Raw genomic sequence first — 20680 nt, 5'->3', positions numbered from 1 at the left:
CGGGCGCAAAAAGCCCTACGCCATCCGCAGACGCGCATCCAGTCAGTAGCAGGGGCGATCAGTCGACCAAAGAGGGGTCAGCCTGAATCATCAGCAGTTTCATTTCCTCAAAGTGCTGACGAGAGAAATCCGTAATCTTCTGCCAGTCACGGGCGGTCTTCTCGGCGACATCGTCCGCCAGCACCTTGAGCGGCTGGCCGGTGGACCAGGCCGTCACCAGAATCTGGCAAGCGCGCTCCAGGGTCCAGATGTCATCGAAGGCTTCGCCAACGGTCGGCGCGGTGACGATCACACCGTGGTTGCCCATCAACAAGCGGCTCTTGTCCTCCAGCAAACCGGCCAGTCGAGCGCCCTCGGCGGTCGTGTCGGCCATGCCGCCGTAAAGCTCGTCCACCGCGATGCGGTTGAAGTAGCGCGCAGTATTCTGATCGATGGGCGGAATATGCGGCTTGACCAGGCACGCAACGGCCGTGGTGTAGACCGGGTGCAAGTGCAGCACCACACGCGCATCGGGAAGACGCTGGTGGACCTGGCCGTGAATCGACCAGGCCGTCGCATCGACATCGGGGCGATGCGCCGCGTCGGCATCATCGGCGTCGAGCAGCAACAGATCGCTGGCACGTATGCGTGAAAAATGTTTCCACTTCGGGTTGAGCAAAAACTGTTTGCCATCCGCCGAAATGGCCGCGCTGAAGTGGTTGGCGACCGCTTCATGCATACCCAGATGGGCGATGATGCGGAACGTCGCGGCCAGGTCTATGCGCGTCTGCTCTTCGAAATTAAGGGCCATGCTAATTGCTCTCCGGTCGAGCGTGCCTGCCGAACCTGCCAGGCACGTCCTTTGGTTGTCAGGGCTTGGGCATCAGGGCGGCGATGTCATCGGCTGTCGGTGCCTGAAACTTGTATTTCTCCAGCAGCGCGGCGTATTCCGGGGTCTTGCTGTACTTCTCAAGACCGTCTTCCAGGGCCTTGCGGACCACATCGTTGCCCTTCTTCACGCCAAAGCCGTTGAGCACCGGGTAGATCAGCGTTTCAGAAGAAATCACCACCCGGTTACCCAGCTTTTCGACCACGCCGCGTGCGACGGCTGCGTCAGTGATCTGCGCTTCTACGGCATGGGCCAGCATGGCCTGGGTGGTCTGTGGGTCGGTGCCGTACTCGCTGATGGCGATCGGTTGCAGACCGTTCTTCACGCAGTAGTCGGTCGAGAGTTTCTGCAGTTGTTGCAGCCAGGAAGTGGCCGCCATGGAGCCGATCTTGTGGCCACAGAAGTCCTCTGGCGTCTTGGGCTGATAGGCGCTGCCCTTGACCGACAGAATCGCCTCACCGCTTTTCAGGTAAGGAATCATGTCGATGACTTTCAGGCGGTCGGCGGTGATGTACATCGACGAGTTGGTGATGTCGAAACGTCCGCCCTGCAGCCCGCCGATCAGATTGGGAAAGCGCGTGTCGATGTTCTCGGCCTTGAGCCCCATGACCTTTGCCAGGCCGTCGAGAAACTCGATGTCGAAACCGGCGGGACGGTTCTTGTCCATGTATTCATAGGGGAAGAACGTCATGTCCGAGCCGGCGATGATCTTGCCGGGCTGCTGGAAAGCCGAAGCGGCAGACGAGGACATGGCAACCACCGCACCCAGCAAAGCCAGGGCTACGGGACGAACAATCAGAGCTGACAGCTTCATTAGGTATTCCTCGTGGGGTCATGAGATCAGGCAACGGCGGCGTCTTTTCCGGCTTGCTGCACGAAAAATGAAGCACCCTTGGGTTTCTGCGGCAGGCGGATATGGTTCTCGGTGCTACGTACCAGACCGCTCTCCTGGCCTGCGACCATCAACCCGGCATGCTCGCTGGGCAAAGGATTCTCACCGAACGGCAATGCGTCTTCAGCCGCATAGACGCTGATGAACAGCGTGCGCGGGAACTCGGTTTCATTGGGGCTTGAAGCATGCAGCAGGCGTGTGTGCATGAAGCACACCGAGCCCGACGGGCCATAGCAGGCGACCGGTTGCTGGCAATGCTGTTCAACCACCGCATCTTCCACGGCACCGGTGAAACGCTCGTTCTGCCAATGCGACCAAAGCGCCTGCTTATGGCTGCCCGGCGCCACGTTCAGCGGGCCGTTTTCGGGGGTCACATCGCTGATCATCAGCAACGCGGTAACCAGATCATCGTTGCTGTGCGGTGTGAAGAGGAAGTCCTGATGCCACTTCACCTGAGTCGCGGTGTGCGGCAGCTTGGAGTTGATCTTGCTGTGATGAAAACGGGTGCCATTGCCGCCGATCAGCTGCGCCGCGATGGCTGCCATCCGTGACTGGAATGCCGCGTGCTGGTAAGCCGGCGAGATCTCCGTGGGCGAAGCCACGCGGCGCAGCGACGGGTGATCCGGCCGATGATCGCTTTCGATGTCGAAGCGCGGACGCCCGTCCTGAGTCTGCCCCCAGGCCTGACTCTGACTGCGGCTGTCGTCGACCCACTGGTCGAAGTCCTGCTGAAGCGCTGCCACTTCATCGGCTGCCAGCACGCCCTCCACTACCAGAAAACCCTGCTCGTGAAACTGGTCAATCTGCCATTGCTCGATCATGTTCTTCTCCTCTTCAACAAGGCCTCAGGCCAGTGAGACATCTTTAAGAAAGGCTTCAACGCGGGGGTGCTGGCCGTCGCGTAGCGCCTGGGGTTTGTCATCGCAGATCACGCGTCCCTTCTCCATAAAGACGATGCGGTCAGAGACCTTGAAGGCGAAGTTCATTTCATGGGTCACGATGACCATCGTGATGCCTTCCTGGGCCAGGGTTTCAATGACCTGCAACACCTCGTTGACCTTCTCCGGGTCCAGCGCCGAGGTGGGCTCGTCGAACAGCATGATTTGCGGGCGCATCATCAGGGCGCGAGCGATGGCGACACGTTGCTGCTGGCCACCTGATAACTGATGCGGGTATTTCCAGGCGTGCTCCAGCATCCCGACCTTGTTCAGCAATTCGTAGGCCTGCTGCTTGAGCTCGGGTACCGGCGCCAGGCGGTGATAACGCGGGGCCAGCAGCAGGTTGTTCAACACCGTCAGGTGCGGAAACAGGTTGAAGCTCTGAAACACCATGCCGATGTTCAGGCGGTAGGCGGCGTTCTCCACGTAACGCGGCTTTTGCGCGCCCTGGCGAACCAGGTGAATGAATGGCTGGCCGTTGATCTTGATGTCGCCGTTGTCGATCTGCTCAAGGCCATTGAGCAGCCGGATCAGCGTGGTTTTGCCCGAGCCTGATGGGCCGATCACCGACACCACCTCGCCGGAGTTGATCTGCAGGCTGACCGCACCAAGCACTTCGATGTCGTTGTACGCCTTGTGCAGTCGTGTCGCTTGCAGTGCCGGTCCGTCGAAGTCGATGACAGGACGAGCGACAACTGGCGATTTGCGCTTGGCCAGCTCAAGCATTTCGGTGTCCGGTGTGCGGGTGGCCTTGTGCTGCGTGACGTCCAGGTAGCGTTCCAGGCGTTTGAGCAGGAAGTCGAATACGGTCACGATCAGCACGTAATAGAACGCCACGGCCGCCATGGTTTCCATCACCAGAAAGTTCTGCGAATACAGGCGCTGACCGACCATCAGGATCTCGGTCAGCGAGATCACTGAAACCAGTGAACTGAGTTTGACGATGGAGATGTATTCGTTGGTCAGCGACGGCAGCGCCACACGCAGCGCCTGCGGGATCACGATCCGCCATTGCGTACCGACGAAACGCAGGCCCAGTGCCCGGGCAGCTTCGGTCTGGCCCTTGGCGATGGACAGCAGGCCGCCGCGATGAATCTCCGCGACGTAGGCCGTTTCGCACATCACCATGGCAATCAGGCCGGCCCAGAACGGGTTGGCCAGTACCGCAGAAGTGGCGGGCACTGCCTGCGGCAAGTTGTAGACAAAGATCAGCAGTACCAGTAACGGCAAACTGCGAAATAACCAGATATAGGCTTTGGCCGGCAAGTTGATCAGCGGCAACGATGATTGTTTGGCCAGCGCCAGAACAAAACCCAGAACAATACTGATAACCCAGGTCAGTACACTGAGTTGAATGACCGTCCAGGTGGCCATCCAGAATTCCGTATCGCTGAACAGGCCAAACATGTATTTCCAATCAAACGTCATTGTCGGCTCGCTCGGCAAATTGAATAGTGATGGGCGACGTCCTGTTGAAGTTGAAACGGGACGCTGTCCGTTTGCCCTTCTGAAACCATCATGATTGATGCCAGGTCCGGCAGACAAATAGTAAGTTTTGGCCCGCAGCATAGGAAAATCCTAAGCAGATACGCCGGTATTCATCTTCAGGGTTGCGTCGCGTTGAAACGGGTTAGTTGTGCTTTAGTGTCACAGCGCATTGATTGCACACTTTTAGGGCGATTGAATAAAGCGGCAGCGATAAGCGCTCGCAATAGGTGCGCAGCCCGGGTTTTCGGGCTTTTCTGGTAAGCGTCTATTATTTGCGGGTATTACTGAGTGACCATGGCCAGCGGCGCGCCCGGTGAATCTGCCAAGGCGCGGGCGGCTGGCACGCTCCTCGCTAAGCATAGGTAAAAGCTATTCAAATGCAGCCTTCCAGCGTCTGCTCATCACGAGGTATTACGTGGCTCACTTCACCTTGAAACAGCTTAAGTATTTCGTGACAGCCGTCGAAATGGACAGCATCGCCGAAGCCTCACGGCAGTTGCATATTTCACAGCCTTCCATCTCCGTCGCCATCAAGAACCTCGAAGAAGCCTTCAATCAGCCGCTGTTTGTGCGTCACCACGCTCAAGGTGTTTCGCTAACTTCCGGTGGCGGGAAAGTGTATGAGAAAGCCAAAGAGTTGCTGCGACTTTCCGAAGAGCTTGAACAAAACTCCCGGGCCGAAAACAAACACGTCTCCGGCACTATCGCCATTGGCTGTTTTGAATCGGCCGCGCCGCTTTACATGCCCAGGCTGGTGGCCGGTTTCAAGCGTTTATACCCGGACGTCACCATTCAGCTGTATGACGGCGAGCAACATGAACTGATGCACGGGCTGCACCGTGGGCGCTTCGATCTGGCGTTTCTGTACGACCTGGAACTGGGAACCACGATCAACAAGGAGGAATTGAATGCACCGCACAAGCCCTATGCGCTGCTGCCAGCAGCCCACCCTCTGGCGAAGAAAAAAACCGTGACCTTGCTGGAGCTGAGCCACGAACCGATGATCCTGCTCGACGCCGTGCCCAGCAGGACCTACTTCATCGATATCTTCACGGAAAAGGGCTACACACCCGTAGTCGCTTACAGCTCCCCATCGATTGAAATGGTGCGCTGCATGGTCGGCCAGGGTCTGGGGTTTTCGGTCCTGGTCACACGCCCCAGAACCAACATGACCTACGACGGTGAGCTGCTGGTGCAGCTCGATATCGAAGACGACATGCCCGCCTCCACGCTGGTCATGGCCTACCTGCGCAACAACCAGCCAACCCGTGCGACACGCCTGTTCATGGATTACTGCCGGACCATCGAGCTGGCACCGCCTGCAGCCTGAAGGCGCTTGCGAAGCGTGCAACGAATGCTGGCTGAACCTGCAACTGACTCACCACCTGGGCAAGACAGAAATGGAAAAGGCCGTTCAGATTCGCGAGCAGGTGAGGTGCCTGGCTCGCTGTGCATGACAATGTTCAGCGCTGCAGCGCACTGACTGCAAAACAAGGAAAGCTTATTCGGCTTTTTCAGTCCCTGTCGCCCCGGCGGCCTTTTCTTCCAACTCGGCCATCTTGGCCTCCAGCGCTTCAAGGCGGGCGCGGGTGCGGGCGAGGACGGCCATCTGGCTGTCGAATTCTTCACGGCTGACCAGGTCCAGTTTGCTGAAGCCGCTTTGCAGCAGGGCCTTGAACTGGGTTTCGAATTCGCTGCGGGGGACTGGCGTTTCGCCGTTGAAAAGACGGGAAGCGTGGCCACTGAGGGCGTCAAGAAAGGCTTTGGGCGCGAGCATGATGATTTTCCTGAATCAGAGGTCAGCAGTGTAACACGCAGTGTCTATAGTCAATTTGACGGGGCGACTCGCACGCTTATGGAGCGCTGTGGCGTGCACATGAGCACCATTAGTGTGCATTACCTTCGTCGCGAAACCCGTTTGGCCCTGTAAAACCTGCCCAAGGGCCTGTATTCAATGAATATTCACGAGATGGCAAGCTTTCTGCTTAGTGGCTTATGACCCATGCACTGATGCAGTCGCTGTGACGAATGCAGTGCGGCAGGCGGAGCGGGGAAGTGTTTCGTCAGAAGCGGTTTTCTGGAGTTGGTCTGGCCTGATCAGGCGGCCGACACGTTACAAAGCCAGGCACTGCGCTTAGACTTGAGTCGGGTTTGTTTTCCTGGGGCAAGTCCACCAAATTCGGGAGAAAGTTTTCATGAAGCTAGTCACTGCCATCATCAAGCCGTTCAAACTGGATGACGTTCGCGAGTCGTTGTCTGAAATCGGCGTGCAGGGCATCACCGTCACTGAAGTCAAAGGCTTCGGGCGTCAGAAGGGTCACACTGAGCTTTATCGCGGTGCTGAATACGTCGTCGACTTCCTTCCAAAAGTGAAGATCGATGTCGCCATCGATGACAAGGATCTGGATCGTGTCATCGAAGCCATAACCAAGGCCGCCAACACCGGCAAGATCGGTGACGGCAAGATTTTCGTGGTCAATCTGGAACAGGCCATTCGCATCCGTACCGGCGAGACCGATACAGACGCTATTTAAGCCGCCAAACCCAACGCCCCAGGAGAAAACAATATGACTCTGCGTCAATTCGCAGGGCTCGGTGCCCTGTTGTCCCTCGCATTACCTGGTCTTGCCCTGGCGGCTGACCCAGTGGCCGAGCCGGTGCTGAACTCTGGCGACACTGCATGGATGCTGACCTCGACCGCTCTGGTCCTGTTCATGACCATCCCCGGTCTCGCGCTGTTCTACGGCGGTATGGTTCGCTCGAAGAATATTCTGTCCGTGATGATGCAGTGTTTCGCCATCACCGGTCTGATCAGCATCCTGTGGGTCGTTTACGGCTACAGCATTGCGTTCGATACAACCGGTATGGAAGCGGGCGTCGTCAACTTCAATTCCTTCTTTGGCGGTATGGGTAAAGCGTTCCTGGCAGGCATCACGCCGGCAAGCATTACCGGTCCTGCTGCGTTGTTCCCCGAGGCGGTGTTCGTCACCTTCCAGATGACCTTCGCGATCATCACCCCTGCCCTGATTGTCGGCGCTTTCGCAGAACGCATGAAGTTCTCCGCAATGCTGGTGTTCATGGGTATCTGGTTCACTCTGGTCTACGCGCCAATCGCCCACATGGTCTGGGGCGGCGTCGGTGGTTTGCTGTGGGACTGGGGCGTTCTGGACTTCGCTGGCGGCACCGTCGTACACATCAACGCCGGTATAGCCGGTCTGGTGGCCTGCCTGGTACTGGGCAAGCGCAAAGGCTTCCCGACCACGCCGATGGCACCACACAACCTGGGTTATACCCTGATCGGCGCAGCAATGCTCTGGGTCGGCTGGTTCGGCTTCAACGCCGGCTCCGCGGCTGCAGCCAACGGCACTGCCGGTATGGCCATGCTGGTTACTCAAATCGCTACCGCGGCCGCCGCACTGGGCTGGATGTTCGCCGAGTGGCTGACTCACGGTAAGCCAAGTGCTCTGGGTATCGCTTCGGGCGTGGTTGCCGGTCTGGTTGCCATTACCCCTGCCGCCGGTACAGTTGGCCCGATGGGCGCTTTGATCATCGGTCTGGCAGCAGGCGTGATCTGCTTCTTCTGCGCCACCAGCCTCAAGCGCAAGCTTGGCTACGATGACTCCCTGGATGCGTTCGGCGTTCACGGTATCGGCGGTATCGTCGGCGCAATCCTGACCGGTGTGTTCGCAGCACCTGCACTGGGCGGTTTCGGCACTGTGACTGACATCGGTGCTCAGGTATGGATTCAGTTCAAGGGCGTCGCGTTCACCGTTGTCTACACCGCGATCGTGACCTTCATCATCCTTAAAGTACTGGATGCAGTGATGGGTCTGCGCGTCACCGACGAGGAAGAGTCTGTCGGTCTGGACCTTGCGCAACACAACGAGCGTGGCTACAACTTGTAAGCAGCCGCAGATGCAAAAAAGAATGCCCGGTCTCCGGGCATTTTTTTTGTCTGACGGTTGCGGATATACCGCCGCTTTTTGCTGTCATTGATCTTGCCCGCGTCAATGATTTCGGCACCGTGACGCAGCGCAGGTAACGATGTATCGACAGTCTTCGTCAACTTGCAGGGAAGCCGGTTTATTGCGCGCTTTGCTTTTTTCTCAGTCGAGTTAGAATGCGCGCCGAAGGTGCGGAGAACGGTATGTGGCATCAATCCAGAATTGCCTTGCGGGCCAGGCCCCGCGGGTTCCATCTGGTGACTGACGAGATAGTCGTGGGTTTGCCCGCATTACGCGATTGTCGTGTCGGGCTACTGCATGTATGGCTGCAACATACCTCGGCTTCGTTGACCGTCAACGAAAATGCCGATCCGGCGGTACGTCGCGACTTTGAGCGTTTTTTCAACCGTCTGGTGCCCCAGGGCGTGGACGGTTACGAACATGACGACGAAGGCCCTGATGACTTGCCAGCGCATTTCAAGGCCAGTCTGCTGGGCTGCCAGTTGGTTCTGCCGGTGACGGCAGGACGACTGGCGCTGGGCACTTGGCAAGGTATTTACCTGGGCGAACATCGAGACGCTGGTGGATCTCGTAACGTCCTGGCCACCCTTCAGGGTGAGTAGACATAACCGCTGAGATCAGCGGTTGTTGAATTTTTCCGATCGCCTTAGCATTTCCGGGCGGTTGGGCTATAACTAATCAGCTTTCGCAAGTCATGAGGTACAACATGAGCGACGACGACGATATTAAGGATGATCTGGAAGACGATCTGGACGGCGAAGAAGACGATGGTCTCGCAGCAGCCTCCCCGGAAGACGACGCAGCCGAGCCAGACGATTCCGACGTTCCGGCAGCACCGGCAAAAGGCAAGGCCAAGGCCGCTGTCTCGGTCGATGAACTGCCTAGCGTAGAAGCCAAGAACAAAGAGCGCGATGCTCTGGCGCGTGCCATGGAAGAATTCCTGGCGCGTGGTGGCAAGGTGCAGGAAGTGGAGGCCAACGTGGTCGCCGATCCGCCCAAGAAGCCTGACAACAAATACGGTAGCCGCCCGATTTAAGGCTGCAGATGCTGTATGAGAAAAAGCCCGCCGTCGCTGCGGGCTTTTTCTATTGAGCGAACATCAGACCGTTTTCAGGCCCAGCGTGCCAGGACTTCCGGCAACTGCGACAGGTTGTGGATCTCGGCATCCGGCAGCCGGTCTGCGTCCCAGGCCTTGCCTTGCGGGTTGTACCAGATGGCGCGCATGCCAGCCTGCTGGGCACCTGCGATATCGTCCTTGGGGTGGTCGCCTACGTGCACGGCCGCGCCGGCATCGACCTTTGCGCGCTGCAACGCTTCCACAAACGGTGCCGGGTCGGGCTTGCCGATGCCCAGGTCCTCGGCGCACAGCGCGAAGGCAAAGTAGTCTGCCAGCCCCAAACGACGCACATCGGCATTGCCATTGGTAATCACGCCCAACGTGAAGGTCTTGGCGAGAATTTCCAGCATGGGTTGCACCTCAGGGAAAATCTGCACCTGATGGCGGCCATGCAGGAAGACTTCAAAGCCCCGGTCGGCAAGGTCCTGCGCCTCGTCCGGGTCGTAGCCGGCATCTTCGAGCGCATGGAACAGCACGCGGCGTCGCAAGGCGCTTATGCGGTGCTTGAAGGACGGGTCTTCAGCCACCAGGCGCGAGCGAATTTCCCACAGGTGCTCGACAGGAATCGCCCCCAGCCTGGGTGCGTTTTCGCCTAGCCAGTCACGCAGTGTGACTTCGGCACCGGCAATGGCAGGGGCGGTGTCCCAGAGCGTGTCGTCAAGATCAAACGTCACCAGCTTAATCATCTGCAGCTCCTTTACGTTTGGCTCGGGGATGGGCGCTGTCATAAACAGTAGCCAAATGCTGGAAGTCCAGGTGCGTGTATATCTGCGTGGTCTTGATATCCGCATGACCCAGCAGCTCCTGCACGGCGCGCAAGTCCTGTGAAGACTCCAGCAGGTGGCTGGCGAACGAGTGACGCAGCATGTGCGGATGCAGGTTCTGCCCCAACTCCCTCTCACCGGCCGCCTTGAGCCGCACTTGAATCGCGCGCGGGCCGAGGCGCTTGCCTTGCTGGCTGACGAATACGGCGTCGCCCTGCGGATTGGTCAGGGCACGCAACGGCAACCATATTTCCAATGCCTGGCGCGCCTTGCTGCCGACCGGCAGTACGCGGGTCTTGCTGCCTTTGCCCAAGACCTGCACCAGCCCGTCGCGCAGGTCCAGCTGGTCCAGGTTCAGACCAGTCAGTTCGGACAGTCGCAACCCTGATGAGTAAAGCAGCTCCAGAATGGCCTGATCGCGATGAGCCAGAAAATCATCTTCGACGCCGCCATCCAGCAATTGCGCGGTGCGGTCGGTGTCCAGCGTCTTGGGCAGACGCCGTTCCCCCTTGGGCGGTGACAGGCCGTTTGCCGGGTCGTGCTGGCAGATGCCTTCGCGATTGAGGTACTTGTAGAAACCGCGCACCGCCGACAGCATGCGCGCCAGACTGCGTGAAGACTGGCCCTGCTGGTGCTGGCGGGCGGTAAAGCTGCGCAGGTGCTGGATATCCAGATCATTCCAGCTCGACAGTTGCGCCTTCTGGCAATACGCCAGAACCTTGCTCAGATCGCGCCGGTAGGCTTCAAGCGTATGAGGCGACACCTGACGCTCACTGCGCAGGTGCATGCAGTAGGCGTCCAGATGCTGTTCCATAGCTAGCGAACCGAGCGTAAAGAGTGAGCGAAACGCGGCAGCAGGCGGCTCAGGACATCGGCGATGTAACTGAGGAACAGGGTGCCGACCGAGCTTTTATAATGCTGCGGATCACGGCTGCCGATGGCCAGCACGCCATGCAAGCCCAGGTGATTGAGGCTGGCGATGGCGGAAGAGCCGACTTCCTTGCCTTGCTCTGCGCCAAACAGGAACGCCAGTTCATGCTCACGCAGAGCGCCGCAGATGATTTTCTCGCCAATCAGGCCGCCGATGGATTTCTGTGCTTCGGCGCTGCTGACCCATCGCCCCACTTGCATCGGGCTGTCGCTGAACAGGATCAGGCTGACGAAGGGCACCTGAAAGTCCTGACGCAGGCTGTCTTCGACAGCGATGACCAGTTCGTCCAGGCTGGTGGCATCCATCAGGGCGAGGTTCAGGCGTCGGGTCTTTTCGAACAGGCGGTCGTTGTCCCGTGCGACGTCCATCAGTTGCGACAGGCGATGACGCATTTCGATGTTGCGCTCGCGCAGCAGCTTTAGCTGACGCTCGACCAGCGAAACGGTATTGCCACGCTGGTGCGGGATGCGCATCGACACCAGCAGCTCGTCGTGCTCGGCGAAGAAGTCCGGGTGCTCAAGCAGAAAGGCGATGACCGCCTCTGCTTCAAGGTCTGGCGCTGCGCTATCGACAGGCGATTCGCAGGGTGTGCCTGTTGAAGCGGGAGGTTGATCGGTCATGGCAGTTACTCACTCAAAGACGAACTTGGCCTTCATAAACCCTGACGGCGGGGCCGGTCATCATGACAGAATGTCCCGGGCCAGCCCATTCGATGGACAGGCGACCTCCGGGCAGGTCGATCAGCAGCGGCGAATCCATCCAGCCCTGGCTAATGGCAGCAACCGCCGCCGCACAGGCGCCGGTACCACAGGCCTGGGTTTCCCCGGCACCACGCTCCCAGACACGCAACTGCGCACGCTGACGATCCACCACGTGGAGAAAGCCCACATTGACCCGTGCCGGAAAGCGCGGGTGATGCTCGATCTTCGGCCCCAGCTCGTGGACCGGCGCGTTATTGATGTCATCGACACGCAATACGGCATGCGGGTTGCCCATGGACACAGCAGCCAGTTCGATATTCTGCCCGTCTACTTCGACGTTGTAACGGGTGGCCTGCTCCGGAGCTTCAAAAGGTATTTCTTCCGGGACAAACCTGGGTGGCCCCATATCGACGCTGATCTGCCCGTCGCTGCGGATATCCAGCTCGATGATGCCGCTTTTGGTCTCGACGCGTATCTGCTTCTTGGCCGTCAGGCGCTTGTCGAGTACGAAACGGGCAAAGCAGCGCGCGCCGTTGCCGCACTGCTCGACTTCGGAACCATCGGAATTGAAGATTCGATAGCGAAAGTCCACATCCGGGTTGTTCGGTGCCTCGACCAGCAAAAGCTGATCGAAACCGATACCGGTGTGGCGGTCGCCCCATTGTTTGGCATGCTTGGGCAAGATGTGCGCGTGCTGACTCACCAGGTCCAGGACCATGAAGTCGTTACCCAGCCCGTGCATCTTGGTAAAACGCAGCAGCATGGGATTACTCCGGCAGCAGGCTTTCGCCAGCGAACAGCTCGGCCACGGTTTCGCGACGACGCACTTCAAAAGCCTGGGAACCGTCGACCAGTACCTCAGCAGCACGGCCACGGGTGTTGTAGTTCGAACTCATGACGAAGCCATAGGCACCGGCTGAATGGACCGCCAGCAGATCGCCTTCGGCCAGCGCCAGCTCGCGCCCTTTGGCAAGGAAATCGCCGGTCTCGCAGATCGGCCCGACGATGTCATACGCACGAGGCTCGCCGTCGCGCGGACGCACCGCTGTGACGTCCATCCACGCCTGATAAAGCGCTGGGCGGATCAGATCGTTCATCGCCGCATCGACGATGGCGAAATCCTTGTGCTCGGTGTGCTTGAGGTATTCGACACGGGTCAGCAGCGCGCCTGCATTGGCCACGATGAAGCGCCCCGGCTCGAACAACAGCCCCAGATCACGACCGGCAAGTCGTTCGCGCACGGCTTTGATGTAGTCGGCCGCCAGCGGAGGCTCTTCGTCGCGATAACGCACACCAAGACCGCCACCCAGATCGATATGGTGCAGGTGAATGCCGCAATCGCCCAGGCGATCAACCAGGTCCAGCAGGCGATCCAGCGCATCAATGAACGGCTCGAGCGTGGTCAGTTGCGAGCCGATATGGCAGTCGACCCCGATCACTTCCAGGTTCGGCAGTTGCGAAGCGCGAATGTAGACGTCTTCGGCATCTGCAATGGCGATGCCGAACTTGTTTTCTTTAAGGCCGGTGGAGATGTAAGGGTGAGTGCCTGCATCCACATCCGGGTTGACCCGCAGCGATATCGGCGCACGGACGTCGAGTTCGGCAGCCACTTCCTGCAGGCGCTCCAGCTCGTCGGTGGATTCGACGTTGAAGCAATGCACGCCGACTTCAAGGGCGCGACGCATGTCTTCACGGGTCTTGCCGACACCGGAAAAGACGATCTTTTCGGCTTTGCCGCCTGCGGCCAGCACACGCTCGAGTTCGCCGCGCGAAACAATGTCGAAACCGGCGCCAAGACGCGCCAGGACATTGAGCACACCCAGGTTGGAGTTGGCTTTTACGGCGAAGCAGACCATATGCGGCATGCCGCTCAGCGCATCGGCGTAGGCACGGTATTGCGCTTCGATATGAGCGCGCGAGTAGACATAGGTCGGTGTGCCGAAGCGCTCGGCAATGGCAGACAATGCTACCCCTTCCGCGAACAGCTCACCGTCGCGGTAGTTGAAGGCGTCCATTGAATTCCCTTAAAGGTGCTTGTGCGATTGCGATTTGGCTTGTTCATCCGGAGTTTTGGTGTCATCCGGCAGATACAGCGGGCCTTTCTGGCCGCAGGCCGTAACAAGACAAGCGACCGCGACAAGCGCAGCAAGCGAAGAGATCAGGCGCTTCATGGCGAAATCCTTTGTAAAAGCATTAATTGCGCCAGAGTATACCGACCACCCGGCAGCTTGCCTATGCGATGGATCTCCCGTCTGGCGGGCCTTTGGCGTGAATGTCGGGACAGAGCTATGGCTGACGGGATTAATGCGCGCATCCGTCGCCGATGATGGGTAAGCTTTGCATTTGCCTGGCAGCGTCCGTATCTTGCCCCTCTGCGCCATCAGCAGACACTTATCGAGGTTCCCGCAATGAGTTTGACCGAAGCCCGTTTTCACGACCTCGTCGATGCGACTCAGCATAATATCGAAGATGTTTTCGATGATAGTGGACTGGATGTCGACCTGGAAAACTCGGCCGGTGTACTGACAGTCAAGTTCGAAGGCGGCTCGCAGCTTATTTTCAGCCGTCAGGAGCCGCTGCGTCAGCTGTGGCTGGCAGCCCGCTCCGGCGGCTTCCATTTCGATTATGACGAAGATAGCAGCCGTTGGGCATGCGACACCAGCGATGAGCTGCTCAGCGAGATGCTTGCGCGCATCACCCTTGAGCAAGCCGGTGTCGAACTGGATTTCGACGATATCTGATCGTGAGCCAGTCCCCCGTTCGACCGCCCAAACCGCTTTTCAGCAACGTCAGCCCGGCTGTACCGTCGCCCTGTATCAGCCTGTGTCGGCTCGATGAGCAGAAGGTTTGCCTTGGGTGCTTCCGCCATGTCGAAGACATACGCGAATGGCGCTCGGCCGATGACCATCGTCGTCGACAGATTCGCCATGAGGCGGACCAGCGTCGAGCCACTGCGGGCCAGACAGCAGGCTGATACCGTGTCGGGTTGTGTATTTACTGCGCTGTGTTAGTGTCGGACTCTGCTTCTCCAGATTGAGAGGCCCGTAGAACCCCGCCCACCCCGGCGGGGTTTTGTTTTATTCATGGAGAATAAAGGAGTCTGCCCAGACCATGACCACAGCACCTTCGATCATCCTCACCCGCCTCGATGTACAGCGTCTTGAGAGTTTCATCGACAGCCAGGACGAAAACACGCCGGGCATCCAGGCGTTGCAGGCCGAACTGGACCGCGCCGACCAGGTAGTGGGCCACGATGAAGTGCCTGCGGGCGTTGTGACCATGAATTCGCGTGTGCATTGCCGTGAAGAAGTCAGCGGCAAGGATTACCACCTCAAGCTGGTTTATCCACAGGATGCGGGCGCAGACGGCACCGTCTCGGTTCTGGCACCAATGGGCTCGGCGTTGCTGGGTCTGCAGGTCGGCCAGCACATTGACTGGCCAGCACCGGGCGGCAAGACCCTCAAGCTGACCTTGCTGGCAGTGGAATATCAGCCGGAAGCCGCGGGCGAGTACGAGTAATCGAAGGCGCTGCATCCGTAGAGCGCCTCCGCATTCAAGAGCGGACGCAGAGCGTCCAGAACGGCATTCCCACGCTGGAGCGTGCGGAACGATAGGCGGCCCGCAGAACACCTATCGTGCCAATGCTCCGCGTTGGAACGTTAGGCGCGCGGGGCAGGACAAGCGTACGTCAGGCCTGGTCCATCGCCTCGTTCAACAGCTTTTCCAGCTCGGCCTTGTGATGCAGGAAGAGGATGCTTTGTCCATGCCGGTCATCCAGCAGCCCGGACAGATCCAGGTCGGTGATGTAACAGCGATAGCGCTGGGGTTCCAGGCGTTTGCCGAGAATTTGCCGGGCAACGGCGGCATACAACTGATCGCCATATTCCAGCTCGGAAAACTCGCAGTTATCGCAGTACAGCGTGGCGGTCAGCTGTCCGGGCGAGGTTTCTTCGATGATTGCCTGCACGTCATAAAACGCCTTGTCCGCCGCAGTCGGTGCCAGCCGATGTTCAACACGCCGGGCAAGCCCAGGGCCGGAAGGCAGCACTTGGTAATACAGGGTTTCCAGCGAAACCGACTCGGACGGGTCGTCCAGCGGCAATGACGCGCCTCGGCGATAAACCAGCGATTGAAGAAAACGCTGCAGTGGCGTCAGCAGGCTTTGTTCGTCGTGATACGGCAGGCGCTGGTGCCAGAGCGAATTGTGTTCGTCCAGCACATACACGTCGGCATCCGGCTCGTTGATTCGGTAGAACACCTGAATACATTCAGGCTGACCAAGTGGCAGGATCAGGGCCAGATCGTGGCCGTCGAGTGCCTGAGGGTCCAGATGCAAAGGGCTGTACAACGGCAGCTCTTCACCCAGGTACTTGAACAGGCCTGGCAGGCTGTTGACCACTACATGACCGACCTGTCCGGGTTTGATCTCCAACACGTGATACTGCTGCTGCACCTGAATCAGATAACGGTGGTTCAACTGCCTGGCGAGTAATAACCGGGCCGTGCTGATCAACTCTTCAACCCGCTGGGCGATGGCAGGCGCCCGGTTATGACAGAAGCAGCGCACCCGAATCTGCGGCTGTTTACCGCTCTGCGGCAGGCTGCCGAGCAGTTCGCTCATGCAGTCGAGCAGGGCATGCGGGCCGTCATAGCGGCTGACCAGCGTTTCGTTCCAGGTATTGAGGGTGATCTGGTCCAGCGTCAGCACCAGATTCTCCCGGACGCCCGCGTAACTGAGCGAGTCGGTGCGCTCGGTGGTCATCAGAATATTAAGGTCGCGGTGATGCCTGAGCGGGTCGACACCGACATTGACCAGCAACAGTATCTCGCTGGGTGTACTGGGCATGAGCAGCTCGTCGTCGCTGACCTCGGGCAGCGGCAGTTCAATACTCTGCTGCAAGGCACCCAGCAGGTTGAACAACTCGAACTCGCTCAAGTCACTGGCGCCTGGATGCAGCGCCACGCGGGTCGTGGTGTCGATCACGTTGTTGCGGTGGCACCAGGTCAGCAGCTCAAGCAATTCCCGGCTGCGCTTGATCGGCGAAAAGTTCGGCCACTCGTGAATACCCAGGTTGCCGTTGTACAGGGCCCACTGATGCTTGCCTGGCTCGCGCTTGTCAGGAGAATGCACCAGCGTCAGCGTGTCTTCTGCAAGGTCCGGGGCGATGCCCGGATTGATGAACTCGACCTTGCCCGCCTTGCGCTCGAAAGCCGCATACAAACGCCGACCGAGTATGGTCAGGTCACGAGCATTGAGCGCATCGGCGGTGCTTTGCGTTCTGGCGAACCGGGTCTGAAAGCGATAGCTGTAATTGAGCTCGTTAACCAGCGCACGACGCTCGCTGGCCACCTGGCGGACTTTCCACTGGCTGCGGCTGTCGAGCAGCGCCAGTTGTCGTTCATCCCAGCCCCACTCAGAGGTCAGGCGCTCCAGCAGCAGGCGTTGCCAACCGGTGTTGCGCTGACGGCTCGAGCCGGTGAGCTTTTTGTTGACCTTCAGGTACAGGCTGCGCCGCACCAGTTCCAGCCGCTCTTGCTCGTTGCGTGCCTGTAGATGCTCTTCGATACGCCGGTACACAACCACGTACGGGTCCAGCTCATCCAGGTCCAGCTGGTTGGCAAACACCGCTTGCTTGAAACGCAGGCTCAGGCACTGCACGCGAGGATGCTCGCTGGAATAGACCTCGATCAACAGCAGCTTGAGCACAGACTTGTAGGGCGACTCGATGCCTTTGAACAACTGCCACAATCCGGCACCGATGAACTCGGCCGGAGGAATGTGCGACATCGGACCGAGATCGAGCACCTCGCTGGCGCGGATGAAGCGCTTGCTCAGCAGGGTATGGGTGTAATCCTCGTAATTCTGCTCCTCATAGACCGGCACCAGCCACCACATCGGGGTGCGCCCGGCGAGCCAGATCGCCGTGCGATAAAACTCGTCGAGCAACAGGTAATGCTGAGTAGTCCCGCAATCGTCCGAGCTGAGCTGCGAATCGCGCTCGCCACTCTTGAAACGCTGTGGGTCGATCAGAAAGAAATGCGCCTCTGCGCCCATCGTCGCAGCCCAGGCTTCAAGTGCCTGGCATTTCTTGCGCAGTTCGGCGATAGCCTCCGGGTCCAGCTCGCTGTCGTGGCAGACCCAGACATCCATATCGCTTTGTTCAGCCTGAGCCAGCGTGCCCAGGCTGCCCATCAGAAACAGGCCGTGAATCGGCTGGGGAGCGTTACCACGCCGGACCTTGTACGAGAAGGAGCGCGTCAGGCGTTGCGCTTCAGCCAGCGCCAGCGTGTCCGGTTCGTACTGCGAGACGCCGGCAGGTGTGGCACCGGAAACGTAACCGGGCAGCAGAGGGTGGTTGACGTGAAAGAACAGCGGCAGCAGGGTCAGAACGCTTTGCTGGCGGGTCGACATGCCTTCGAGGGCACGCGCGTATCGCCCGTCATTGAGAGACAGGAAACGGTTGCGCAGCTGGCTGAGAACCTTGCGGTCGATGCCCTCATCCAGGTCGGGGCGAATTTCAGGATTACGCGTCATCGCAACTCAAGGCATCTGGCCTGTGCAGGCGTGGAATTACTGAGCAAAGATGGCGGAGAAGGTTTGCAGCCGAGAGAAGAGGATTCAGTCGGGTTGTTATTCTGACGCCAGAATCCTGTATCGACCGGCGTTCAGATAAGTGAAGGGCCTGCCACGCTTTTTTGTGCGCAGGCCCTGCGACCGTCAGGCAGCTTGTTTGGAAACGTTGAGGATGGTCAACAATGATTGGGCATGTTGAGCGGCCTCAAGCCCGAGGCTGGTCAGATAACCGCCATCGACCTGGGTCGTCAGTCCTTTATCGAAGAGTCTTTGTGCTGCTGCGACGGCCGTGGGCGCCGCTACATGGTGGACTTTGAGGCCTTCCTGGGTGTTTCCCAGATTGAACAGTGCAAGGATTTCCAGTTCGGCAACCAACTCAGGGGTATACGACATAGGTACTCCAGACTTTTTGTAGTAGTACGACCTCACCGGCTGGCGGGTGTGCTCTGGAATCGACGTGTCCGATCTGCGCTCGTCGGTTCTGGATGACCGTTAAAGCCCGTTTGGCGTGTGGCCCCGGAGGATCAAGCGGCAGCGGGGCATTTGCAGTGTAGTCAGCGTCTGAAGTGTTTGCAGCATATATCTTGCTGGCATGCTCGGACCGCAGGATTACTTTTCCGGCGGCAGATCGGGCAGGGCGCGCAGCGCTGCTTCATACCATTGCGTGTCAAACGGACGGTCCTGCTCCAGCAAGGCATCGATCTCGATGGCCAGCACGTGGGCCATCATCTCCAGAATATCCTCACGCTCATAGTTCACCAGGGTCAGCATGTTGAAGACCGCTCTGGCTGCAGGCGGTTTACCAGCTTCGATCTGGTTTTCGATGGCTTCGATCAGGGTCGAGGCGGCAAATTCTTCTTCGTCATTATCGATGTCGTCGGTCATGGTCACTCCTCAGGTAAGGCAGGCAGTCTAACCGGCGACCTGAAAACAACAAACCCCGGAGGTCCGGGGTTTGCCAGCGTATTGGCGAAGATCAGTCAGCCGTCGGCTGGCCCATCGGCACAGGTTCCTTGCTGCGCCAGTGCGGCAGGGAGTTCCAGTAGCGCTCGCCCTTTTCATCGTCGTACATGCCTTCCCAGCGCGAGATGACCAGCACTGCCAGGGCATTGCCGATCACGTTCAAGGCGGTGCGCGCCATGTCCATGATCCGGTCGACACCGGCGATGAATGCCAGACCTTCCAGCGGGATACCGGCGCTGCCCAGCGTTGCCAGTAGCACCACGAAGGAAACACCCGGCACACCCGCGATACCTTTGGACGTGACCATCAGCGTCAGTACCAGCATCAGCTGCGCGCCAATCGACAGGTCAATGCCATACAGCTGGGCAATGAATATCGCCGCAATGCTCTGATAAAGCGTCGAGCCGTCGAGGTTGAACGAGTAACCCGTCGGCACCACGAAGCTGCAGATCGCTTTCGGCGCACCATAGGCTTCCATCTTCTGGATCACGCGTGGCAGTACGGTTTCGGAGCTGGCGGTGGAGTAGGACAGAATCAGCTCGTCCTTGAAGATGCGCATCAGCCTGATCACCGAGAAGCCGAATGCCCGAGCGATCAGTCCCAGCACCACGAAGGCAAAGAAAGCGATGGCCACGTACACCAGAATCACCAGCTTGGCGAGCGGCAACAAGGAGGCGAAACCGAAGTTGGCGACGGTCACCGCAATCAGCGCGAACACGCCGATCGGCGCGTAGTTCATGATCATGTGTGTGACCTTGAACATGGTTTCCGAGACGCCCTGAAACAGCTTCACCAGAGGCTCACGGACCTCTGCCTGCAGGCTGGAAAGCCCGAGACCGAACAGCACCGAAAAGAAGATGATCGGCAGCATCTCGCCACGCGCCATGGCAGCAAAGATGTTGGACGGGATCAGGTTGAGAATGGTCGCGATAAACGCGTGATCATGCTGAACTTCGGCGGTGGTCTGCTGGTATTTGGAGATATCCACCGTACCCAGCGTGCTCATGTCGATGCCAGTGCCCGGATGGAACACATTCGCCAGCACCAGACCCACCAGAATGGCGATGGTGGTCACCACTTCGAAATAGAGGATGGTCTTCAGACCGATACGCCCCAGTTTCTTGGCGTCGCCCACACCCGCGATGCCTACAATCAGCGATGCGACAACGATAGGAATAACGATCATCTTGATCAGACGAATGAAGATATCGCCCGCAGGCTGCAGGAGATTGGTGATCCACCAGGCCTTCTCGGCGCTGAAATGGTTGAGCAGCGCACCCACCGCGATACCCAGTACCAGTCCGATCAGAATCTGCCAGGCCAGACTCAGCTTTGCCTTCTTCATATTATTACCCTTGTTCAAAGTGGCTTGGGCAAGTCCAAGACCGATGCGCCGAGCGTGCTTTGCAAAGCAGTTTCAGGGCAGGGGATCCCTTTGGAAATGTCCCGAGAAGGTCACCGCAGACGAGCATCCCGGCT

Annotated in this window: 23 protein-coding genes; 8 read left to right on the top strand and 15 right to left on the bottom strand. The window is 58.8% G+C overall.

All coding sequences use genetic code 11. The features are described from left to right. Window positions 1–58: 58 nt before the first annotated feature. The 4 genes from KP808_RS00865 to KP808_RS00850 are packed head-to-tail and all read right to left on the bottom strand — an operon-like array spanning window position 59 to window position 4126. Window positions 59–790: a class II aldolase and adducin N-terminal domain-containing protein gene (locus KP808_RS00865; RefSeq protein WP_230017272.1), complete on the bottom strand. Its 732-nt coding sequence runs from the start codon at window positions 788–790 to the stop codon at window positions 59–61. Between the two features lie 58 nt (window positions 791–848). Beyond that, window positions 849–1682, bottom strand: a complete 834-nt coding sequence (locus tag KP808_RS00860; RefSeq protein ID WP_005743189.1) for a transporter substrate-binding domain-containing protein — start codon at window positions 1680–1682, stop codon at window positions 849–851. Window positions 1683–1708: 26 nt separating this feature from the next. Next, window positions 1709–2581, bottom strand: coding sequence for a phytanoyl-CoA dioxygenase family protein (locus tag KP808_RS00855; protein ID WP_003434995.1), 873 nt, complete (start codon window positions 2579–2581; stop codon window positions 1709–1711). Between the two features lie 24 nt (window positions 2582–2605). After that, window positions 2606–4126 carry an amino acid ABC transporter permease/ATP-binding protein gene (locus KP808_RS00850; RefSeq protein WP_230017271.1) on the bottom strand — a complete coding sequence of 507 codons (1521 nt, stop codon included), beginning with the start codon at window positions 4124–4126 and terminating at the stop codon, window positions 2606–2608. A gap of 475 nt (window positions 4127–4601) precedes the next feature. On the opposite strand from KP808_RS00850, the gene KP808_RS00845 reads away from it, so the two are divergent. After that, the gene (locus tag KP808_RS00845) at window positions 4602–5516 is read left to right on the top strand and encodes a LysR family transcriptional regulator (protein ID WP_230017270.1); all 915 of its coding nucleotides are present in this window, start codon (window positions 4602–4604) and stop codon (window positions 5514–5516) included. A 171-nt stretch (window positions 5517–5687) separates the two neighbouring features. On the opposite strand, the gene KP808_RS00840 is transcribed toward KP808_RS00845, so the two are convergent. Then, complete coding sequence (locus tag KP808_RS00840) at window positions 5688–5963, bottom strand: accessory factor UbiK family protein (RefSeq protein ID WP_058402149.1); 276 nt, start codon at window positions 5961–5963, stop codon at window positions 5688–5690. A 418-nt stretch (window positions 5964–6381) separates the two neighbouring features. Here KP808_RS00840 and glnK point away from each other — a divergent pair, with 418 nt between their 5' ends. The 4 genes from glnK to sutA all read left to right on the top strand — a co-directional run bounded on the left by glnK (window position 6382) and on the right by sutA (window position 9187). Beyond that, complete coding sequence (gene glnK / locus KP808_RS00835; RefSeq protein ID WP_002555808.1) at window positions 6382–6720, top strand: P-II family nitrogen regulator; 339 nt, start codon at window positions 6382–6384, stop codon at window positions 6718–6720. Between the two features lie 33 nt (window positions 6721–6753). After that, the gene (locus tag KP808_RS00830; protein WP_003435008.1) at window positions 6754–8091 is read left to right on the top strand and encodes an ammonium transporter; all 1338 of its coding nucleotides are present in this window, start codon (window positions 6754–6756) and stop codon (window positions 8089–8091) included. 242 nt (window positions 8092–8333) lie between these two features. After that, a complete protein-coding gene (locus tag KP808_RS00825) occupies window positions 8334–8753 on the top strand; it encodes a secondary thiamine-phosphate synthase enzyme YjbQ (RefSeq protein ID WP_230017269.1) in 420 nt (139 codons plus the stop codon). A gap of 104 nt (window positions 8754–8857) precedes the next feature. Continuing rightward, complete coding sequence (sutA, locus tag KP808_RS00820) at window positions 8858–9187, top strand: transcriptional regulator SutA (protein ID WP_058402148.1); 330 nt, start codon at window positions 8858–8860, stop codon at window positions 9185–9187. 74 nt (window positions 9188–9261) lie between these two features. Here the strand turns inward: sutA and KP808_RS00815 are convergent, their stop codons facing one another. From KP808_RS00815 to lptM, 6 genes are read right to left on the bottom strand one after another with little or no spacing between them, the layout of a single operon-like run. Further along, complete coding sequence (locus KP808_RS00815) at window positions 9262–9954, bottom strand: HAD family hydrolase (RefSeq protein WP_230017268.1); 693 nt, start codon at window positions 9952–9954, stop codon at window positions 9262–9264. Next, a complete protein-coding gene (gene xerC / locus KP808_RS00810; protein WP_058402146.1) occupies window positions 9947–10846 on the bottom strand; it encodes a tyrosine recombinase XerC in 900 nt (299 codons plus the stop codon). The genes KP808_RS00815 and xerC overlap by 8 nt, the downstream gene beginning before the upstream one ends. Before the next feature lie 2 nt (window positions 10847–10848). Beyond that, on the bottom strand, window positions 10849–11583 hold the full coding sequence (locus tag KP808_RS00805) for a DUF484 family protein (RefSeq protein ID WP_058402145.1): 735 nt from the start codon (window positions 11581–11583) through the stop codon (window positions 10849–10851). Between the two features lie 13 nt (window positions 11584–11596). Next, window positions 11597–12427, bottom strand: coding sequence for a diaminopimelate epimerase (gene dapF / locus KP808_RS00800; RefSeq protein ID WP_005734557.1), 831 nt, complete (start codon window positions 12425–12427; stop codon window positions 11597–11599). 4 nt (window positions 12428–12431) lie between these two features. Then, the gene (gene lysA, locus KP808_RS00795; protein WP_004659605.1) at window positions 12432–13679 is read right to left on the bottom strand and encodes a diaminopimelate decarboxylase; all 1248 of its coding nucleotides are present in this window, start codon (window positions 13677–13679) and stop codon (window positions 12432–12434) included. A 9-nt stretch (window positions 13680–13688) separates the two neighbouring features. Next, the gene (gene lptM, locus KP808_RS00790) at window positions 13689–13835 is read right to left on the bottom strand and encodes an LPS translocon maturation chaperone LptM (RefSeq protein WP_002555817.1); all 147 of its coding nucleotides are present in this window, start codon (window positions 13833–13835) and stop codon (window positions 13689–13691) included. Window positions 13836–14072: 237 nt separating this feature from the next. Between lptM and cyaY the strand changes: the two genes are divergently transcribed. From cyaY to rnk, 3 genes are all read left to right on the top strand, one after another. Next, window positions 14073–14405: an iron donor protein CyaY gene (gene cyaY / locus KP808_RS00785; protein WP_058409780.1), complete on the top strand. Its 333-nt coding sequence runs from the start codon at window positions 14073–14075 to the stop codon at window positions 14403–14405. 2 nt (window positions 14406–14407) lie between these two features. Beyond that, window positions 14408–14638 carry a DUF1289 domain-containing protein gene (locus tag KP808_RS00780; RefSeq protein WP_044295754.1) on the top strand — a complete coding sequence of 77 codons (231 nt, stop codon included), beginning with the start codon at window positions 14408–14410 and terminating at the stop codon, window positions 14636–14638. Window positions 14639–14775: 137 nt separating this feature from the next. Then, entirely contained in the window at window positions 14776–15183 is a 408-nt protein-coding gene (gene rnk / locus KP808_RS00775) for a nucleoside diphosphate kinase regulator (protein ID WP_057401476.1), read from the top strand. 169 nt (window positions 15184–15352) lie between these two features. On the opposite strand, the gene KP808_RS00770 is transcribed toward rnk, so the two are convergent. The 4 genes from KP808_RS00770 to gltP all read right to left on the bottom strand — a co-directional run bounded on the left by KP808_RS00770 (window position 15353) and on the right by gltP (window position 20546). Continuing rightward, window positions 15353–18199 carry a class I adenylate cyclase gene (locus tag KP808_RS00770; protein WP_230017267.1) on the bottom strand — a complete coding sequence of 949 codons (2847 nt, stop codon included), beginning with the start codon at window positions 18197–18199 and terminating at the stop codon, window positions 15353–15355. Between the two features lie 183 nt (window positions 18200–18382). Continuing rightward, the gene (locus KP808_RS00765) at window positions 18383–18631 is read right to left on the bottom strand and encodes a TIGR02647 family protein (protein WP_003367562.1); all 249 of its coding nucleotides are present in this window, start codon (window positions 18629–18631) and stop codon (window positions 18383–18385) included. 216 nt (window positions 18632–18847) lie between these two features. Next, window positions 18848–19123, bottom strand: coding sequence for a hypothetical protein (locus KP808_RS00760; RefSeq protein ID WP_230017266.1), 276 nt, complete (start codon window positions 19121–19123; stop codon window positions 18848–18850). A gap of 91 nt (window positions 19124–19214) precedes the next feature. Beyond that, a complete protein-coding gene (gltP, locus tag KP808_RS00755; protein ID WP_002555824.1) occupies window positions 19215–20546 on the bottom strand; it encodes a glutamate/aspartate:proton symporter GltP in 1332 nt (443 codons plus the stop codon). Window positions 20547–20680 lie beyond the last annotated feature (134 nt).

This window comes from Pseudomonas savastanoi, from assembly GCF_020917325.1.
Classification (GTDB): Bacteria; Pseudomonadota; Gammaproteobacteria; order Pseudomonadales; family Pseudomonadaceae; genus Aquipseudomonas; species Aquipseudomonas amygdali.
This window is presented reverse-complemented; position numbering and strand designations above follow the sequence as displayed.

Bases quoted from the DNA above. Each gene is read 5' to 3' on its own strand.
- KP808_RS00865 (WP_230017272.1), bottom strand. From the start codon at position 790: ATGGCCCTTAATTTCGAAGAGCAGACGCGCATAGACCTGGCCGCGACG.
- KP808_RS00860 (WP_005743189.1), bottom strand. From the start codon at position 1,682: ATGAAGCTGTCAGCTCTGATTGTTCGTCCCGTAGCCCTGGCTTTGCTG.
- KP808_RS00855 (WP_003434995.1), bottom strand. From the start codon at position 2,581: ATGATCGAGCAATGGCAGATTGACCAGTTTCACGAGCAGGGTTTTCTG.
- KP808_RS00850 (WP_230017271.1), bottom strand. From the start codon at position 4,126: ATGACGTTTGATTGGAAATACATGTTTGGCCTGTTCAGCGATACGGAA.
- KP808_RS00840 (WP_058402149.1), bottom strand. From the start codon at position 5,963: ATGCTCGCGCCCAAAGCCTTTCTTGACGCCCTCAGTGGCCACGCTTCC.
- glnK (WP_002555808.1), top strand. From the start codon at position 6,382: ATGAAGCTAGTCACTGCCATCATCAAGCCGTTCAAACTGGATGACGTT.
- KP808_RS00830 (WP_003435008.1), top strand. From the start codon at position 6,754: ATGACTCTGCGTCAATTCGCAGGGCTCGGTGCCCTGTTGTCCCTCGCA.
- KP808_RS00825 (WP_230017269.1), top strand. From the start codon at position 8,334: ATGTGGCATCAATCCAGAATTGCCTTGCGGGCCAGGCCCCGCGGGTTC.
- sutA (WP_058402148.1), top strand. From the start codon at position 8,858: ATGAGCGACGACGACGATATTAAGGATGATCTGGAAGACGATCTGGAC.
- KP808_RS00815 (WP_230017268.1), bottom strand. From the start codon at position 9,954: ATGATTAAGCTGGTGACGTTTGATCTTGACGACACGCTCTGGGACACC.
- xerC (WP_058402146.1), bottom strand. From the start codon at position 10,846: ATGGAACAGCATCTGGACGCCTACTGCATGCACCTGCGCAGTGAGCGT.
- KP808_RS00805 (WP_058402145.1), bottom strand. From the start codon at position 11,583: ATGACCGATCAACCTCCCGCTTCAACAGGCACACCCTGCGAATCGCCT.
- dapF (WP_005734557.1), bottom strand. From the start codon at position 12,427: ATGCTGCTGCGTTTTACCAAGATGCACGGGCTGGGTAACGACTTCATG.
- lysA (WP_004659605.1), bottom strand. From the start codon at position 13,679: ATGGACGCCTTCAACTACCGCGACGGTGAGCTGTTCGCGGAAGGGGTA.
- lptM (WP_002555817.1), bottom strand. From the start codon at position 13,835: ATGAAGCGCCTGATCTCTTCGCTTGCTGCGCTTGTCGCGGTCGCTTGT.
- cyaY (WP_058409780.1), top strand. From the start codon at position 14,073: ATGAGTTTGACCGAAGCCCGTTTTCACGACCTCGTCGATGCGACTCAG.
- rnk (WP_057401476.1), top strand. From the start codon at position 14,776: ATGACCACAGCACCTTCGATCATCCTCACCCGCCTCGATGTACAGCGT.
- KP808_RS00770 (WP_230017267.1), bottom strand. From the start codon at position 18,199: ATGACGCGTAATCCTGAAATTCGCCCCGACCTGGATGAGGGCATCGAC.
- KP808_RS00765 (WP_003367562.1), bottom strand. From the start codon at position 18,631: ATGTCGTATACCCCTGAGTTGGTTGCCGAACTGGAAATCCTTGCACTG.
- KP808_RS00760 (WP_230017266.1), bottom strand. From the start codon at position 19,123: ATGACCGACGACATCGATAATGACGAAGAAGAATTTGCCGCCTCGACC.
- gltP (WP_002555824.1), bottom strand. From the start codon at position 20,546: ATGAAGAAGGCAAAGCTGAGTCTGGCCTGGCAGATTCTGATCGGACTG.